A 16101-nucleotide genomic window follows, 5' to 3' on the forward strand; every position below is an offset into this window, starting at 1 on the left:
GTTGGTTTCCTTCTGTTGATGATCGTTTCAGGCGGCGTCAGACGGCGGCAGGCGCTCGGTCTCGTATTCTCCGGCGACGAGCAGTCGCCGCAGCAGCTTGCCGACCGGCGATTTCGGGATCGCGTCGACGAAGACGTAGCGGCGCGGCCGCTTGAAATTGGCGAGGCCCGACGTGCGGCAGAACTGCTCCAGCTCGACCTCGGAGACGGCGCGGTTGCGCTTGACGAAGGCGGCGACGATTTTGCCCCACTTCTCATCGGCGACGCCGACCACCGCGACTTCATCGACGGCGGGATGCAGCGACAGGCAGCTCTCGATCTCGACCGGCGAGACGTTCTCGCCGCCGGTGATGATCATGTCGTCGACGCGGCCGGTGACGAAGAGATCGCCGTCGGGATCGACGAAGCCTGTATCGCCCGTAAAATACCAGCCCTCGCGCAGCGATTTTGCGTCGGCCTCGGGGCGGCGCCAGTAGCCTTCGAAGGACTCGTCGCCGGCGAGCGTCGCGATGATCTCGCCTTCCTCGCCGACCGCCGCAAGCTCCGCAACCGAGCGCGCGCCGATGCGCACGACCTTCACGTGCTGGTTCAACCCCGCCTTGCCGGCCGAGCCAGGTTTTGCGGCTGCATTCTGGTCGATCGTAAACGTGTAGATCTCGGAGCTGCCGTAGTGGTTGACGAACAGGTTTGGCTTGAATGCATCGTTCAGCTTCTTGAGCAGTCCATCCGTCATCGATGCACCGGCAAAGCCGAGCTTGCGCACGCTGGACACGTCGGTTTTGGCAAAGGCGTCGTGGTGAACGAGGTCGTGATAGAGCGTCGGCACCAGATAGAGGTTGGTGATCCCTTCTTTCTCGATCAGCGCCAGCGCCTGGCGGCTGTCATAGCGCGGCAGGCAACTAAAACTGCCGCCGATCAGCGACATCGCCAGCAGCGAGCGGACTCCCATGGTGTGGTAGAGCGGCATCACGCCGAGCGTACGCTCGCCGCGGCCGTAGAGATTTTGCGCGACATGGGCGATCGCCGCCGCACGCTCGGCACGATGCCGGCGCGGCACGCCCTTCGGACGTGAGGTCGTGCCCGAGGTGTAGAGCATGATAGACCAGGCATCGGCGCCGACGCGCGGCTCGGCATCCGGCGCGCTGTCCCTGATCAGGTCCGCGAAGCTGGTGGCGTCGCCGGTCCCGGGATCGACGGACACGCGGAGCAGCTTGCTTGCGAGCGCCGACCCCTGCACCGCCTCGGCGGAAATGTCCTGATAGACAATGGCGCAGGCTTCGGCATCCTCGATGCAGTAGTCGAGCTCGTCGGCCTTGGCGCGCCAGTTGATCGGCGTGATCACGAGCCCTGCGAACTGACAGGCCCAGTGCAGCGTCGCGGCCTCCCAGCGATTTTGCAGCAGCGTGACGACGTGGTCGCCGGGCTTGAGGCCGAGGCGGTCGAACGACAGCACCAGCGCCGAAATCTTGTCGTACCATTGCCGGTAGGTCAGGCGGAGATCGCCGTCGACCAATGCGACGGCGTGGGGATCGCGCGCGGCGCTGGCCATGAAGCTGCTGGCGAGATCAAGCATCGGACGTCTCTTTTTTGGATGAAGCGAGTTTCGCGGCAGCTTCGAGCGCCGCCTGGATGATCGGGGTGTAGCCGGTGCAGCGGCAGATATGTCCGCTGAGGAGATCGCGGGTCTCCGCTTCGGTCGGCGCCGAGTTCTTCGCGAGATAATGGTCGAGCGACATCAAAATGCCGGCCGTGCAGAAGCCGCACTGGAGCGCGTGGTTGCGGCGAAACGCCTGCTGCAGCACGCCGAGCCGGTCGGCCGAGGGCGCGAGCCCTTCGACCGTCTTGAGATCGCAACCATCGGCCTGCGCCGCGAGCGTGAGGCAGGACCGGGTCAGCATGCCGTCGACGACGATGGTGCAGGCGCCGCAGACGCCGTGCTCGCAGCCGACATGGGTGCCGGTCGCGCCAAGTTGGTGACGCAGGAAGTCGGAGAGCAGCATGCGCGGCTCGGCCTCGCCCTCGGCGGGCCTGCCGTTGAGTGTGAAACGGACGGAATGGCGGGCATCGGCCTTGAGACGGGTCATTGCAGCACCTCGCCGATCAGATCACGGCCGATCATCCGCACGAGATCGCGGCGGTAACGCGCGGTGGCGTGGACGTCGTCGCGAGCGCCGAGGTCGTAGGCAAAGGCGTTGAGGGCATCGTCGAGCGCACTGCCTTCCAGCCGCGGCCAGTTGCGCGCGGTTGGGACATCGGCGACGCCCCCGACTGCGAGGCGAACACCCGTCGGAATCTTCATCGCCGCGCAGGCAACGATGGCGAAATCGCCGTGACGGCGCGCGACCTCGCGGAATGCGAAGCGCGATCCCTTGATGACGGGCAATGAAATGGCCTCGATCAGCTCGTCATCTGCACGCGCGGTCAGCATCATGCCGGCAAAGAAGTCCTTGGCCGCGACGCGGCGACGTCGTTTGGCGTTGCGCAAAAGCACTTCGCCGCCGAGCGCGACCAGCGCCAGCGGCATCTCGGCACTGGGATCGGCATGCGCCAGCGAGCCGCAGATGGTGCCGCGGCTGCGGGTCTGCATGTGCCCGACCCAGGGCAGCGCCAGCGCCACCAGCGGCAGCGCGTCCGCAAGCTCGGGCCACGCCAGCAGGTCAGCCTGGCGCACACCTGCGCCGATGACGACGGCGTCGCCCTTCCGCTCGATCCGGCGAAGTTCCTTGAGCCGCATGATGTCGATCAGCAGTTTTGGCTTGGCGAGGCGCATGTTGAGCATCGCCATCAGCGACTGCCCGCCCGCGAGCACGCGCGCATCGCCGCCTTGCTGCGCAAGCCCTTCGAGCACGTCGCTGACGGTTTCGGCACGGAGGTAGTCGAATGCGGGCGGCTTCATCGGCGCCCCCCGAACAGGCTGGCGACCTTGGCCAGCAGCGCGAACAGCGACAAGCCGCCGCCCTCGGCGCCACCGCCGCCGGCCCTGCGCGCGAGCGCGGTAAAAAACTGGCCGATGATCACCCGCGTGGCGCCGTCGAGCAGACGGCCGCCGATGCTCGCGACCTTGCCGCCGATGGCGGCGTCGTAGTTGTAGGTCAGCTTTGTCCCGCCATTGCCATCGGGCGCGAGCGTGATGCGCCCCTCCGCGTTGCCGAAGCCGAGCGCACCGGTCGCTCCTCCACGCAAGGTCACCGCGCGCGGCGGATCGAGATCGAACAGCTCGACATCGGCGCGGTAGCGTCCGCTGACGGGGCCGATGCCGAGCGTGACGTCGGCGCGGAAATGCGTGTCGGTGACCTTGTCGACGCGTTGGCAGCCGGGAATGACGGATTGCAAGGTGTTCGGATCGAGCAGCATCGCCCAGACCTGCTCGGGCGCGCCTTTGACGGACGCCTGTCCCTCGCCGCGCAATTGCCGGTCGCCTTCGCGCGCGGGAGCAGCCGTCGCACCGCCAGCGGGCGCCGGCGGCTCGGCGCCACGCACGAGCTCAGCCAGTCGCGCCGGCACCAGCGGCAGGGTGATGTCGGCAACGCCAAGCGCATCCGCGACCGCATTGGCGAGGCACACCGGCGTCGACATGCAATTGCCTTCGCCGACGCCCTTTGCGCCGAGCGGCGTGAACGGCGACGGCGTCTCCATGTGGAAGATCTCGGGCTCCGGCACCTCGGTCGTGGTCGGCAGCAGATAGTCGGCCAGCGTTCCCGTGAGGAAGCTGCCGTCCTCGGCGTAGGCATATTCCTCGTAGAGCGCAGCACCGAGTGCCTGCGCAAAGCCGCCGCGGATCTGGCCGTTGACCATGCCGGGATGCAAAATGGTGCCGCAATCGTGCATGGTGACGTAACGATCGATCCGCGTCTCCAGCGTAACGCGGTCGATTTCGACGCCGCAGAAATCGAAAATGAAACCGTGGCAAAGCGAGGAGTTGATGCGATCGTCCTCGTCGGGCGGCGTCAGTTCCGGCGGTGTCCAGAACACGGTCTCGCGAATGGTCTGGCCGGCATCATCAGGCAGCGAGCCCGGCGACCAGTGGCTGAGCGCGGCGACGCGCGAGAACGCGATGCGGTTCTCCGGATTGTGTTTTGAGGCAACGAAGCCGCGCGCGAATACGACGTCCGCGGCCTCGACGTTCAGCTGGCTGGCGGCAATGCGCGCGAGACGGCCGGCGACACGCTCGGCCGCGAGCTTCGCCGTGCCGGCCACGGCTGCCGCAAACCGGCTGGCGTAATTCCCTGAAGCGATCGACCAGGCATCCTTGGCGGTATCGATCTCGGTGTTGACGCGGATGTCTTTCGGCTGGAGGCCGAAGACGTCGGCAACGACCTGCGACAGCACGGTGCGATGGCCCTGTCCTTGCGGCACGGAGGCAACATGAACCGTGACGCTGCCGACCGGATCGAGCCCGACCGTCGCTGTCGCCTGCGCGCCGTTCTTCGGCCCGGCTTTCCGGCGCTCGGCCGCCGTCAGCACGGTGGTGATGTAGCCCATGTTGGAGACGCTGGGCTCGACCACCGCTGTGAAGCCGATGCCGTAGAGACGCCCCTGCGCGCGTGCCTCGTCGCGCCGCGCTTTGAGTTCCGCGAGCCTGCCCTGCGCGGCCGCGCGCGCGACGGCTTCCTGGTAGTTGCCGGAATCGAGCAAGGCACCCGTCGCGGTGCGATAGGGAAACGCGCCCGCGTCGATCAGATTGCGCTTGATCACATCGAGCGGATCGAGCTTGAGACTTATTGCGATCCTCTGAACCAATCGCTCCAGCGCGAAATAGACCTGCGGTCCACCAAAGCCGCGGTTGAGGCCGGTCGGCGTCTTGTTGGTGACGACGACGCGGTTGCGGATCTTGACGTGACGAATGTCGTAGGCACCGGTCATATTGCCGTGCATGCGGTAGAGCGTCGCCGGCTCCGGTGCGCGCAGGTGCGCGCCGCAATCCTCGACCTGGTCCCAATCCAGCGCGAGGATTTTTCCGTCAGCCGCAACCGCCGCCGACAAAGTCGTCGCGCGGTTGGTCGCCGACACCGATGCGGTGAGGTGCTCGAGCCGATCCTCGATCCACTTCACCGGCCGTCCCGTGACGCGTGCGGCAGCGGCAATCAGCACGATGTAGGGAAACACACCCTGCTTGACGCCAAAGCTGCCGCCAGAATCCGGCGGCGTGCGCAGCCGCAGCCGGTTGCCCGGCACTTTCAGCGCGCGCGCAATCACCGTGTGGATGCTGAACGGGCCCTGGAAATTGGCGAGCACCTCATAGGCGTCCTCGCCGGCATCATGCGAGGCGACCACGCCATAGGTCTCGATCGGCGTGCAGGAATTGCGGGGATAGCGGATGTCGATCGAGAAGCGATGCGGCGCATCGGCAAAGGCCTTTTCAGGATCGCCGTAACGGAACGCGCGTTCGCTGGCGAGATTGCCGGGGAAGCCGTCATGCAGGACCGGGGCGCCTGATACGAGCGCACCGAGCGGATCGACCACGGCGCCGCGCGGGCGGTATTCGACGTTGATCAGCTCCGCCGCATCCTCGGCGCGCGCACGATCAGTTGCGACGACCACAGCCACGGGCTCGCCGACATAGCGCACGCGGTCCATCGCAATGGGCCAGCACTCGACCGGCGCCTTCACGCCAACAACGAGGGTTGTCGTGACCGCCTTGACGGCCTCGCCGGTCAGGACTGCGGTAACGCCCGGCAGACGCTTCGCGGCTTCGATATCGATGGAAAGAATATCGGCATGCGCGTGCGGCGAGCGCAAAATCGTCGCGTGCAACGTGCCGGGCGCAACGCCGAGATCGTCGATGAAGCGGCCGCCGCCAGAGAGCAGCGCGGCGTCCTCGACGCGCTCGATCGAACGCCCGACCCACGGCCTGTCGTCACCCTGATCGACTGAATTTGCGGATTGAACCGCAGCCTGCACCATGTCCCGGCATACCTCCCGACGCGTTCTTTGACGCGACGGTGACAGATGTCAGGACAGGGGATGCGGGGGCCATACCGCCCGCTCTCACGACTTACCAAATCGTCTCATTCGCGCGCGTGCAGCGCAATATCAGCCTGCAAGCCTCAACCCGCAAGACGCGAGACGTTGCGAAACTCGCGCGGGCTGACACCGGCGTGATCGCGGAAGAACCGCGTGAAATGCGCGGGCTCCGGAAAGCCAAACCGCTCGCTGAGCTCGCCGAGCGGCGTGTCCTCGCGCATGACAGCATCGAGCGCGCGCTCGATGCGCACGACGTTGAGATAGAGCTTTGGCGAGACGCCGAGCGATGTCTCGAACAGGCGGAAGAACTGCGCGCGCGACAGCCCTGCGCCCTTCACGAACTGATCGACATTGGCATAGGAATCGTGCACCCGCATCGCATCCATCGCGCGGCGGATGCGCCAGTCGCAGCTCACCGCGCTCATGCCGCGGATCGAGGTCGGGAAGCTGCGCCAGGGCGTGAAGCGCTCGATCACCGCGATCATAAGGTCGGACAGCGTCTGCTCGTGGGTCCGCACCGCATCCGGATTCGCCATCATTTCGGCCGCCAAATGCAGCGTGAGTTGACGGATGCGCGGCGACACCTCGCCCGAGGGACGCTCGAAAAAGCCCGGTGCGCCGCTCGCGGCCCAGCCGGGACGGAACTCCTTCAACCATTCCGGTTCGATATAGAGCGCCATGATGAGGGTTTTCGGGCGATTGACGTCATGCACATAAGCGTGCGGCTTCCAGCCGTCGACCAGCACGGCGGCGGTGTCCGTCAGCGGCGTCACCTGGTCCCCGACCATGAACTGGGTGTCGGCGCCTTCGACCTTGAGCAGGACGTGGCAGTGATGATGAGCGTGGCGGACCAGTGAACGATCCATGTCGAGCAGCGCGACCCTGCCAAAAGCGCCATGAGCGATGCGCAGGGCCGTCGACATCAGTTCCTTCCTCCCGGCATTGCGCCGCAAAATGGTTGGCTTGTTGGCGCAGCACTATAAGCAGCACCAGCTACATATTCCAACCGCGCAAACCGACGCAAGTCTTGATCGGCCCATAACCCGCTCATGTCCGCGCCTCTGCAAGCAGCCGCGCGACCGCGGCGCTCGGGTCGGCCTGCAAGGCGGTGGCCAGATTGACCTCCTCCTCGCCCTTGACGCGGATGCGCTTGAAAGCAAGCTCGGGCGCGCTGACCGGCGCGGTTGCGTCGAGGCCCATCTTGGCGCTGATGCCGTTGTCGGTGGTCGGATCGAGCTTTGAGCCGAGCGCGCCTGACACGACCATGAGGTCGCGATCGGCCTGGAAGCGCGTGGCCACCGCCCATTCGATCTCCTCGGAAGAGGAGATGTCGACGTCCTTGTCGACCACGATCACCTGCTTGATGTCGTAATGCGCGCCGAAAGCGCACATCATGACGTTCTTCGGCTCACCATCATTGGTCTTGTCGATTCTGATCGCGAGATGGTAGCGGCACGTGCCGCCGCGCGTCAGGCGGACGTCGAGCACATTGGGAAAGCTGCGGCGCAGATGCTGGAGCAGCGTCGCCTCGCGCGGCACGCCGCCGAGGATCAGATGCTCAAAACCGCCGCCGACGATGGTGTGGAAAATCGGATTCTTGCGATGCGTGATCGCGTCGACCTCGATCACCTCGCGATTGGCGCGCGGACCGTAATATTGGGGGAATTCGCCGAACGGACCTTCCGGCTCGCGCACGCCTTGCAGGATGCGCCCTTCGATCACAATCTCCGCATGGGCGGGAACGCGAACCGAATTGGTTCGGCACTTGACGACGTCCACGGGTGCACCGAGCAGCGCGCCAGCGATCGCCATCTCGTCCTCATCCAGCGCGGCGATGGCTTGCGATGCCAGCATCAGCGCCGGATGGGCGCCGATCACGATCGCGATCTCCAGCGCCTGGCCCATCTCCTCAGCGAAGCGATAGTAGGAAAACGTGTGCCGCGGCAGCAGCAGCACACCGATGCGGTTCTTGCCGCTGATTTGACAGCGGTGGATCGAGACGTTCTGAACGCCGGTCTTGGGGTTGCGGGCGATCAGCAGCCCGGCCGTGATGTAAGGACCGCTGTCGCGCTCATTGTGCTTGGGTACCGGAAGCTGGCGCAGCAGGTCGACGTCCTCAAGGACGACGTCCTGGACCGGCCCGCTCGGAACCTCATGTGTCGGCAGCGGATTGCTTGCGGCGGCAAGGAACCGCGGCAGCAGCTGGTCCTCGGTCACGCCGAGGGAATCGGCGACCCAGTCGCGGCCGGCGAACAGATTGGCGACAACAGGAATCGCATGCCCGTCGGGGCGCGGAAACAGCACCGCACTGTCGCGCTCCAGCCGCTTGGCGACGGCAGCGAGTTCGTCGGCAAGTCCGATGCCCTCGCGGGCGATGGCGAGCTTGCCGCGCTCGGCGAGATAAGCGAGCCAGGCGCGCAGATCCGACGGCGTACCCTGCTTGGTCGGAGTTTCCATTTGCATATGACTTTCCTCAAGTCTTCAGGTCAGGGCGCGATCTTGCGCAGCGACGGCGAGCGGCGCTTGAGCGCCTCATCCTCGCCCCAGCGGCGCACCACGCCGATATCGATGTCGAACAGATCCAGCACGCGGCCGACGGTGTGTTCGACCATGTCTTCGATATTCTCGGGCTTGGCGTAGAAGGCGGGCACGGGCGGCGCGATGATCGCGCCCATCTCGGACAGTGCGGTCATCGTCCGCAAGTGCCCGGTGTGCAGCGGTGTCTCGCGCACCATCAGCACAAGGCGGCGGCGTTCCTTCAGCACGACGTCGGCGGCGCGCGTGAGCAGCGTCGTGGTCACGCCCGAAGCGATCTCGGACATCGAGCGCATCGAGCACGGCGCCACGATCATCCCGGCGGTGCGGAATGAACCGCTCGAGATTGCGGAGGCCATGTCGTCGATCGCATGACAGACATTGGCGAGTTCCCTCACCTCCGCGATCTTCAAATCGGTTTCATAGGCAAAAGTCAGCTCGGCGGTCTTCGACATCACCAGATGGGTCTCGACACCGGCATTGCGCAGGAGTTGCAGCAGGCGCACGCCATAGGTGACGCCCGAGGCGCCGGAGATGCCGATGATCATCCGCTTGGGCGTAGCGTCCTGCATATTTAGGATTTCGCTCCTTGGGCACGCGTCCTTGAGGGCTGCGCTCCGTCATGAGACTAGGCATTCCAAGCCATCACCACAAATAATGATTGATTATATCATCGATCATCTGAAATGATGGATCGAGAGCGAGACCGGCGAACAAAGGACAAGTCCGTGGAACTCAGGCAGATGCAATATTTCCTGTGCCTGGCCGAGGAAAAGAACGTCACCCGGGCCGCGCGCCAGCTCAACATCGTGCAGCCGGCGCTGAGCATGCAGATCGCCAAGCTCGAGGCCGAGCTCGGCCAAAAGCTGTTCGACCGCAGCGTCCAGGGCATGACGCTGACCAGCGCCGGCGAGGCGCTGGCGCGGCTGACGGCGCCGATCGTGCGCGACGCCGAGCATGCGCGCCAGGAGATGGCGCAGCTCGGCGGGCGCATTTCGGGCCGCGTCTCGGTCGGCCTCATCACGTCGGTCGCGCAGAGCACGATGGCGAGTTCGTCGGCGACGGTTGCCAGCCGCTATCCCGAAATCACGCTGTCGGCCTGCGAGGGCTATACCGAGACGCTGGTCGACTGGGTCAACACCAGCCAGCTCGATTTCGCGCTGATCAACGTGCCGCGCCGGAAGACGCCGCTGGCCGCGCATCACATCATGGACGAGGAGATGGTGTTCGCCTGCCGCAAGGACAGCCCGATCAAACCGCCCGCCAAACTGCGTTTCGACCACATCGCGAATTTCGATCTGGTGCTGCCCTCGAAGCGCCACGGCCTGCGCCTGATCCTCGATGAGCACGCCGCCGCAATCGGCATTGACCTGCGCCCGCGGCTGGAGCTCGACACCCTGCCTGCCCTCTGCGACGTGATCGCGACCACCGATTTCGCAACCGTGCTGCCGACCATCGCACTCCGGCAATCGCTTGCAAGCGGCACCATCCGCGCGCATCGCTTCGACGAACAGCGGATCGTACGCTCGATTGCCTGGGTGCATCACCCCAGGCGAGCGGTGTCGGTCGCGGCAAAGGCCGTGCTGGATGTCATCAGCAACGACCTCGCCCAGGCCGCAGCCGTGGCGAGGGAGTTCGTGGAGCCGTCCTCGCGCAGGAAGCCACGGAAGCGAGCTGGTTAGAACCCGTCGAGATTTGATCTCGACGCGTTGAAAGTCGTGGTCGTCGGCCTGATATTGGTTGGGTTCAGCTCACCTCCCGGATCGATCATTCGCACACCATGCCCTTCTTCCGGCTCAATGACGGTGATCTTCGCCCCGATCACACCATCGATTTCAATCCCGAGGACGTACCGCGTGCCATCGCCGCATTCGGCGGCGAGATGGTGACGAAGGGCACGGAAGTCGCCATGCACACGCATCGCAAGGACGAGCTTGTCCTGGCCTTGCGCGGCGTCGTCAGGCTGGAAGCCGGGCAAAGCGTCTGGATCGTGCCACCGCGCTGCGCGGTCTGGATTCCCCGTGATATCGCCCACAGCGTGAATGTCGCCGGCGATGTCGAGGTCTATTGCCTGTTCGTCGCGCCGGATGCGGCACTGAGGCTGCCCCGGCAATGCTGTACGCTGACGATCTCTCCTTTGCTGGAACGGCTGCTGGTACATGCCACCCACATGCCTGTTATGTACGACATCGACGGCGCCGATGGCCGGATCGCAACGGTGCTGCTGGACCAGCTGTCGATGGCACCCGCCGAAGAGCTGCGCTTCCCGATGCCTGAAGATACCAGGCTGCGCCGGATGGCGAGCGCGATGATAGCCGACCCCTCCGACCGCGCGACCATCGACGATTGGGGCCGGCGTATCGCAATGGCGCCGCGCACCCTCACGCGCATCCTGCAACGCGAGACCGGCATGAGCTTTGGCCGCTGGCGCCAGCAGCTCCACATCCTCATCGCGCTTCAACGCCTTGACCAGGGGTCTTCGGTCCAGACCGTGGCGCTCGATCTCGGCTATGAGGGCGCGAGCGCCTTCGTCACCATGTTCCGCAAAGCGCTGGGCAAGCCACCGGCGCGATATCTGGCCGAACGCCGCATCGCTGCACATTGACCGGAAATCGCAATCGATTGTCCCGTCCGCGGAATGCGGCCGGAGGGACAATTTCGTATCCAGGCTCCGACGCGCACCGTGCGCATTCCAAAGGAGCCGACAGACATGGATTCACTCACTGACGGCCTTGCCGCCGACGTTCTCCGTCGTCTCCATCAGGAAGCGGAAGCCGCTGATGCGCCGCTAGCACAGACCTTCACAAATGGGACGAGCAGCCGCGAGGAGATCATTGGCCGGATCATCGAGGCCGAAGGCCGCGACTTGAAGGGGCTCTACAACGGTTTCGCAGACAACTTCCTGAGCGTCTCGCCGCGGTTGGGACTCTTTCTCTACATGTGCGTCCGCTCCTGCAAGGCGAAACGCATCGTCGAGTTCGGCTCCTCGATGGGGATTTCCGCGATCTACATGGCAGCAGCGCTGCGCGACATGGGCGGCGGCCGCCTGATCGGGAGCGATCTCGAACCCGGCAAGATTGAGCGGGCGCGGGCGAACGTCGCCGCAGCGGGGCTCGCCGATTTCGTCGAGTTTCGGCTCGGCGATGCGCGCGAAACCCTCAACTCCGACCTCGGCGGCGACATCGACATGGTGATGCTCGATGGCGCCTTCACGCTCTACCTTCCCATTCTCAAATTGCTGGAGCCGCACCTGAAGCCCGGCGCGCTCATCGTCGGCGAGAACGCGTTCGAGGAAGCCTCAGGCTACATCGACTACGTCCGCGATCCCCGGAACGGTTATCTCTCGCTGTCGCTACCTTTCAATCCGGGGCGCGGCAACGAACTCACGATCAAGACCTGATCATCCAGGAGCCAAGCCTTGAACGAACCCAGCCAGCAGCCGCAACTCTCTGAACGATCGCAGGCCGCGCAGGGACGCGTCACGCGGATGTTGCTGCGGTGGCTGATGCGCCCTGCGCGCGTCGCTGCCGTCGAAACGCTCTCGCCGCGCTTTCGGCTCGCGGAGCTCGAAGGCGAAGCACTCAGGGAGGTCCCCTGGACCACCGGCCAGAAGATCCAGGTCGCGATGGGCGCGGGCCTGAGCGCGCGGACCTATACGCCGATGTCGTGGGACGCAGGCAGCGGCAAGACACGGCTGCTCGCATTCTCGCATGGCGATGGCCCCGGCAGCCGGTGGGCAAGCGGCTTGCGCGAAGGCGATATCTGCCAGTTCTTCGGTCCGCGCCGCTCGCTCGATCTTGCCGACTTGGATGCGCCTGTCATTCTGTTCGGCGATGAGACCTCGTTCGGCCTTGCGGCGGCGTTGCGCGAGTCTCTACGAGCAGGCGGTACGCTCCACATGTTCGAAGCCAGTGACGTCGTGGAGTCGCGGCAAGTGCTGCAGGCTATCAACCTCAGCGAGGCGAGATTGATCGCGCGCAGCGCCGACGATGTTCATCTCGCGACCATCGAAGCGGAATTGCTGCGGCTTGCTGCAAACGGAGCGCAGTTCGTCCTGACGGGCAAGGCATCCTCGATCCAGCGCATCAGCCGCGCGCTGAAAGCTGCGGGTGTCGCATCGTCACAGATCAAGGCAAAGGCCTATTGGGCACCGGGCAAGACTGGACTCGATTAGGCCTCGTCTCGCTCGGACAAGATGTCGCGCCCACTGCAGAATGAGACGGGTTGGTAAGTTTTGAGACGAGCAGGCATGACGGTCGCATCGACCTGCTAATTACGATCCAGGCGCAGAAAATCGCGAACCTGGCGCTGATCCCCGACTCGTGTCCCGGACACTCCCCGTTCGCAGAACAAGACACAGTCGGGAGATTCAGTCCGAGATGACACGGTTTGGTCGCAGAGAGATCACGGACATCGTTCAGCAGCAGAGCGAGGGGTTTCGCCCCGACCGAAGGTCGCTGCTCACGTTCGGAGGCGGCGCCCTGCTCGCAGCCGCCGGGCTGCGGACTGCAAACGCGCAAGATTATCCCGCCCGGCCGGTGCAGGTGCTCGTGCCATTTGGCGGCGGCAGCGCCAGCGACGTCATCACGCGCATCCTGCTCAACCGCATGTCCACGACACTCGGGCAAGCTTTCGTCGTCGACAATCGCCCCGGCGCCGGCGGCAATATCGGCACCGCGGCCGCAGCGCATGCCGCGCCGGACGGCTACACGCTACTGATGAGCACCTCCGGCCCGCTGGCTGCGAACAAATCGCTGTACAAAGATCTCCCCTACGATCCGCTGAAGGACCTCGCCCCGATCGGGCTGTTCGCGACACTGCCGAACGTCATCGTGATCAACTCGAAGCTGCCGCCGAAATCGCTGGCCGAGCTGATTGACTACGCCAAAGCGCACCCGCGGGAGCTGAATTACGGCACGGTCGGCGTCGGCTCGTCGCAACATCTGTCGGCCGCTTATTTCGAGCAGCTCACCGGCACCGAGCTCACGCACGTTCCCTACCGCAACATCGCCGCCTACACGCCTGATTTCATCGCGGGCCAGGTCCCGCTCGGCTTCCAGCTGTTGCCGAACGTTCTTGGCCTGATCAAGAGCGGAGATGCGCGCCCACTCGCGGTTGCCAGCGACAAGCGCATGACGGCGCTGCCCGATGTGCCGACCGCGGCCGAAGCCGGGCTGAAGAATTACGAGAGTGCCGCGTGGCTTGCGCTGCTTGCCCCGGCGAATACCGACAAGGCCGTCGTCGACAAACTCTATAAAGCGATGGTCGAAGCCGTGAACGATCCGAAGGTGCGCGCCCTCTTCGTCGAGCAGGGCGCCGAGCCGCTGGTGATGGACCCGCAAGGCCTGACGAATTTCATGACGTCCGAGACCACGAAATGGGCCGGGATCATCAAGAAGATCGGCATCGAGCCGATGTGATCAATCACATCGAGCGATATGATGGTCACACCAGGCTCGACTTGCCGCGGCTCAGCACCTCGCCCGCGCCCTTGTCGCCGACGATTCTGCCCTGCTCGTACACCACGCGACCGCGCGCGATGGTGGTGACGGGCCAGCCTGTGACGTCAAAGCCTTCCCATGGTGTATAGTCCGCGCCGTGATGCAGATCGGCCTGTTGAATCTTCTTGGTCAGCTTCGGGTCCCACAGCACGACATCGGCGTCAAAGCCGATTCCGATCGAGCCCTTGCGCGGATAGAGGCCGTAGATGCGTGCATGGTTGGTCGCGGTCAGCTCGACGAAGTTTTGCAAGCTGATGCGCCCTTTCGAGACGCCCTCGGAAAACAAAATGGGCAGCCGCGTCTCGATGCCGGGAATGCCGTTCGGCACCCAGCGGAACGACGTCCGCGAATTCGGCGTCAGCTTGCCCTTGGGATCGTCATAGCGGAACGGGCAATGGTCGGACGAGAAGGTCTGGAACACACCTGTCGTGATGCCCTCCCAGATCGCCTGCTGGCTCTCGGCGTCGCGCGGCGGCGGCGAACAGACATATTTCGCGCCCGTGATGTCCATGTTCAGGCCCTTCATATCGTCGGCCGTGAGCGTGATGTATTGCGGGCAAGTCTCCGCATGCACCGGCAATCCGCGCTGCTGCGCCCAGCGCACCTGCTCCATCGCCTCGCGCCCGGAAACGTGCACGATCATGATGGGAACGCCGATCACCTCGGCATGGCTGATGGCGCGATGCGTCGCCTCGCGCTCGACGGCCTGCGGCCGCGAGGTGCCGTGATAATAGGGCGCGATGTGGCCTTCGCGCTCCAGCTTGCTGGTGAGGAAGCGGATGGCGTCGTAGCCTTCGCAATGGACCATCACCAGCGCCTCCTCGCGGCGCGCGACGTCGAACACCTCGAGCAGCTGCTTGTCGCTGAGCACGAGGTCGTCATAGGTCATGAACACCTTGAACGAGGTGTAGCCATCCTTGACCAGCGCCGGCAGCTCCTGCCCGAGCACGACCGCGGTCGGATCGGAGATGATGAGATGAAAAGCCGTGTCAATGTAGCACTCGCCCTCGGCGAGCTTGCGGTAGTTCTCGACACAGGTTCGGAGCGAGGTGCCCTTCTCCTGGAGCGCGAAGGGCAGCACCATGGTGTTGCCGCCGGCTGCCGCCGAGCGCGTCGCCGAGGCAAAATCGTCCGCCATCACCACGTCGGGGCCCGAGGCTTGCGAGATGTGAACGTGACTGTCGATGCCGCCCGGCAGCGCCAGCAGCCCCGTCGCATCGATCTCGCGCGCTGCGCCCTCGATGCTCTCGGCAATGCTGACGATGCGGCCGTCGCGAATGCCGATATCGGCGCGAAACTCGTCGCTGGCCGTCACGATGGTGCCGCCGCGAATGGCGAGATCGAGCTGCGTCACAGGAGTCTCCGTCACTTGATAGAAGATGTCTGGAATATCCGGCCCCACTCCGCAAGAGCCTCGATGTCGCCACCGGCGAGCTCGAGGGTCCGCCACAGCGTGACCGCGACCGAATCCAGTACGGCGATGTCCAGCTCCCGTTCGAGCGAGGCCGCCAGCGCGGCGCCATCGAGATTGGTGCAGAGAATGACGACGGCATCGGCGCCCTCCGCCGCCACTGCACGGATCATGTCCACGATGGTCGCGGGCTCAACCTCGCCAAAGGAAAAATTGTCGCGCAGGCCCAGATGCCGCACGGCATGCGGGGCGATCCCCTCATCGGCCCAGACATCGCCAATCCGCCGCTGCACATCATCCGTATAGGGCGAGACCAGGCCGACACGCTCGGCGCCGAGTGCGCGGGCGGCATCGATGCAGGCAAGCGTCGATGTCGTCGCGGGCACGCCGGTGCGCGCGGTGATTGCTTCGCACAGGCTCCGGTCGCGGCCGATGCCGAGCCAGCTCGCCGAGGTGCCATTCCAGGCGATCGCGTCGACCTTGGCGTCCGCCAGCAGATCCGCTGCCGGCAGCATCACGGAAGCATCGAACTGGTTCAGCGCCGCCGTGTCCAGCGCGATCTCGGTGACACGGAAGCGCGAGAAATGCGCGGTGACGCCGTCGACACCGGACAGCATGGCGCTGGTGATCGGCTCCAGCACCGAATTGGAGGACGGCGTGATCATGCCGAGACGTTTACGCATGGCCTTAC

At 65.0% G+C, this 16101-nt stretch carries 14 protein-coding genes; 5 read left to right on the forward strand and 9 right to left on the reverse strand.

Going from position 1 to position 16101, the window contains the following annotated elements; genetic code table 11:
- Window positions 1-27: 27 nt before the first annotated feature.
- The 7 genes from IVB29_RS00800 to IVB29_RS00830 form a co-directional block, all read right to left on the reverse strand.
- The gene (locus IVB29_RS00800) at window positions 28-1572 is read right to left on the reverse strand and encodes an AMP-binding protein (protein WP_247501480.1); all 1545 of its coding nucleotides are present in this window, start codon (window positions 1570-1572) and stop codon (window positions 28-30) included.
- Entirely contained in the window at window positions 1565-2083 is a 519-nt protein-coding gene (locus tag IVB29_RS00805; protein WP_247501481.1) for a (2Fe-2S)-binding protein, read from the reverse strand. The genes IVB29_RS00800 and IVB29_RS00805 overlap by 8 nt, the downstream gene beginning before the upstream one ends.
- Window positions 2080-2895 carry an FAD binding domain-containing protein gene (locus IVB29_RS00810; RefSeq protein WP_247501482.1) on the reverse strand — a complete coding sequence of 272 codons (816 nt, stop codon included), beginning with the start codon at window positions 2893-2895 and terminating at the stop codon, window positions 2080-2082. Before IVB29_RS00810 ends, IVB29_RS00805 begins: the two co-directional genes overlap by 4 nt.
- The gene (locus IVB29_RS00815; RefSeq protein ID WP_247501483.1) at window positions 2892-5903 is read right to left on the reverse strand and encodes a molybdopterin cofactor-binding domain-containing protein; all 3012 of its coding nucleotides are present in this window, start codon (window positions 5901-5903) and stop codon (window positions 2892-2894) included. The genes IVB29_RS00810 and IVB29_RS00815 overlap by 4 nt, the downstream gene beginning before the upstream one ends.
- A 143-nt stretch (window positions 5904-6046) precedes the next feature.
- Window positions 6047-6886 (reverse strand): helix-turn-helix transcriptional regulator, encoded by an 840-nt coding sequence (locus IVB29_RS00820; RefSeq protein ID WP_247501484.1) that lies wholly within the window; start codon window positions 6884-6886, stop codon window positions 6047-6049.
- Window positions 6887-7010: 124 nt separating this feature from the next.
- A complete protein-coding gene (locus IVB29_RS00825) occupies window positions 7011-8426 on the reverse strand; it encodes a UbiD family decarboxylase (protein WP_247501485.1) in 1416 nt (471 codons plus the stop codon).
- A gap of 23 nt (window positions 8427-8449) precedes the next feature.
- A complete protein-coding gene (locus IVB29_RS00830) occupies window positions 8450-9070 on the reverse strand; it encodes a UbiX family flavin prenyltransferase (RefSeq protein ID WP_247501486.1) in 621 nt (206 codons plus the stop codon).
- A gap of 171 nt (window positions 9071-9241) precedes the next feature.
- Between IVB29_RS00830 and IVB29_RS00835 the strand changes: the two genes are divergently transcribed.
- The 5 genes from IVB29_RS00835 (at window position 9242) to IVB29_RS00855 (ending at window position 13918) form a co-directional block, all read left to right on the forward strand.
- Window positions 9242-10180, forward strand: a complete 939-nt coding sequence (locus IVB29_RS00835; protein WP_249806201.1) for a LysR family transcriptional regulator — start codon at window positions 9242-9244, stop codon at window positions 10178-10180.
- Between the two features lie 98 nt (window positions 10181-10278).
- Window positions 10279-11103 (forward strand): helix-turn-helix transcriptional regulator, encoded by an 825-nt coding sequence (locus IVB29_RS00840; protein WP_247501488.1) that lies wholly within the window; start codon window positions 10279-10281, stop codon window positions 11101-11103.
- A 105-nt stretch (window positions 11104-11208) separates the two neighbouring features.
- Window positions 11209-11898 carry a class I SAM-dependent methyltransferase gene (locus IVB29_RS00845; RefSeq protein ID WP_247501489.1) on the forward strand — a complete coding sequence of 230 codons (690 nt, stop codon included), beginning with the start codon at window positions 11209-11211 and terminating at the stop codon, window positions 11896-11898.
- A gap of 18 nt (window positions 11899-11916) precedes the next feature.
- On the forward strand, window positions 11917-12672 hold the full coding sequence (locus IVB29_RS00850; protein ID WP_247501490.1) for a siderophore-interacting protein: 756 nt from the start codon (window positions 11917-11919) through the stop codon (window positions 12670-12672).
- Window positions 12673-12877: 205 nt separating this feature from the next.
- On the forward strand, window positions 12878-13918 hold the full coding sequence (locus IVB29_RS00855; RefSeq protein WP_247501491.1) for a tripartite tricarboxylate transporter substrate binding protein: 1041 nt from the start codon (window positions 12878-12880) through the stop codon (window positions 13916-13918).
- Between the two features lie 25 nt (window positions 13919-13943).
- On the opposite strand, the gene hydA is transcribed toward IVB29_RS00855, so the two are convergent.
- The gene (hydA, locus tag IVB29_RS00860) at window positions 13944-15353 is read right to left on the reverse strand and encodes a dihydropyrimidinase (RefSeq protein WP_247501492.1); all 1410 of its coding nucleotides are present in this window, start codon (window positions 15351-15353) and stop codon (window positions 13944-13946) included.
- A gap of 11 nt (window positions 15354-15364) precedes the next feature.
- On the reverse strand, window positions 15365-16093 hold the full coding sequence (locus IVB29_RS00865) for an aspartate/glutamate racemase family protein (RefSeq protein ID WP_247501493.1): 729 nt from the start codon (window positions 16091-16093) through the stop codon (window positions 15365-15367).
- Between the last annotated feature and the right edge of the window lie 8 nt (window positions 16094-16101).

Origin of the sequence: Bradyrhizobium sp. 1, assembly GCF_023073315.1 — a bacterium.
In the GTDB taxonomy this organism is placed as follows: Bacteria; Pseudomonadota; Alphaproteobacteria; order Rhizobiales; family Xanthobacteraceae; genus Bradyrhizobium.

Coding starts and splice junctions, on each gene's coding strand:
- IVB29_RS00800 (WP_247501480.1), bottom strand. CDS start 1,572: ATGCTTGATCTCGCCAGCAGCTTCATGGCCAGCGCCGCGCGCGATCCC.
- IVB29_RS00805 (WP_247501481.1), bottom strand. CDS start 2,083: ATGACCCGTCTCAAGGCCGATGCCCGCCATTCCGTCCGTTTCACACTC.
- IVB29_RS00810 (WP_247501482.1), bottom strand. CDS start 2,895: ATGAAGCCGCCCGCATTCGACTACCTCCGTGCCGAAACCGTCAGCGAC.
- IVB29_RS00815 (WP_247501483.1), bottom strand. CDS start 5,903: ATGGTGCAGGCTGCGGTTCAATCCGCAAATTCAGTCGATCAGGGTGAC.
- IVB29_RS00820 (WP_247501484.1), bottom strand. CDS start 6,886: ATGTCGACGGCCCTGCGCATCGCTCATGGCGCTTTTGGCAGGGTCGCG.
- IVB29_RS00825 (WP_247501485.1), bottom strand. CDS start 8,426: ATGCAAATGGAAACTCCGACCAAGCAGGGTACGCCGTCGGATCTGCGC.
- IVB29_RS00830 (WP_247501486.1), bottom strand. CDS start 9,070: ATGCAGGACGCTACGCCCAAGCGGATGATCATCGGCATCTCCGGCGCC.
- IVB29_RS00835 (WP_249806201.1), top strand. CDS start 9,242: ATGCAATATTTCCTGTGCCTGGCCGAGGAAAAGAACGTCACCCGGGCC.
- IVB29_RS00840 (WP_247501488.1), top strand. CDS start 10,279: ATGCCCTTCTTCCGGCTCAATGACGGTGATCTTCGCCCCGATCACACC.
- IVB29_RS00845 (WP_247501489.1), top strand. CDS start 11,209: ATGGATTCACTCACTGACGGCCTTGCCGCCGACGTTCTCCGTCGTCTC.
- IVB29_RS00855 (WP_247501491.1), top strand. CDS start 12,878: ATGACACGGTTTGGTCGCAGAGAGATCACGGACATCGTTCAGCAGCAG.
- IVB29_RS00865 (WP_247501493.1), bottom strand. CDS start 16,093: ATGCGTAAACGTCTCGGCATGATCACGCCGTCCTCCAATTCGGTGCTG.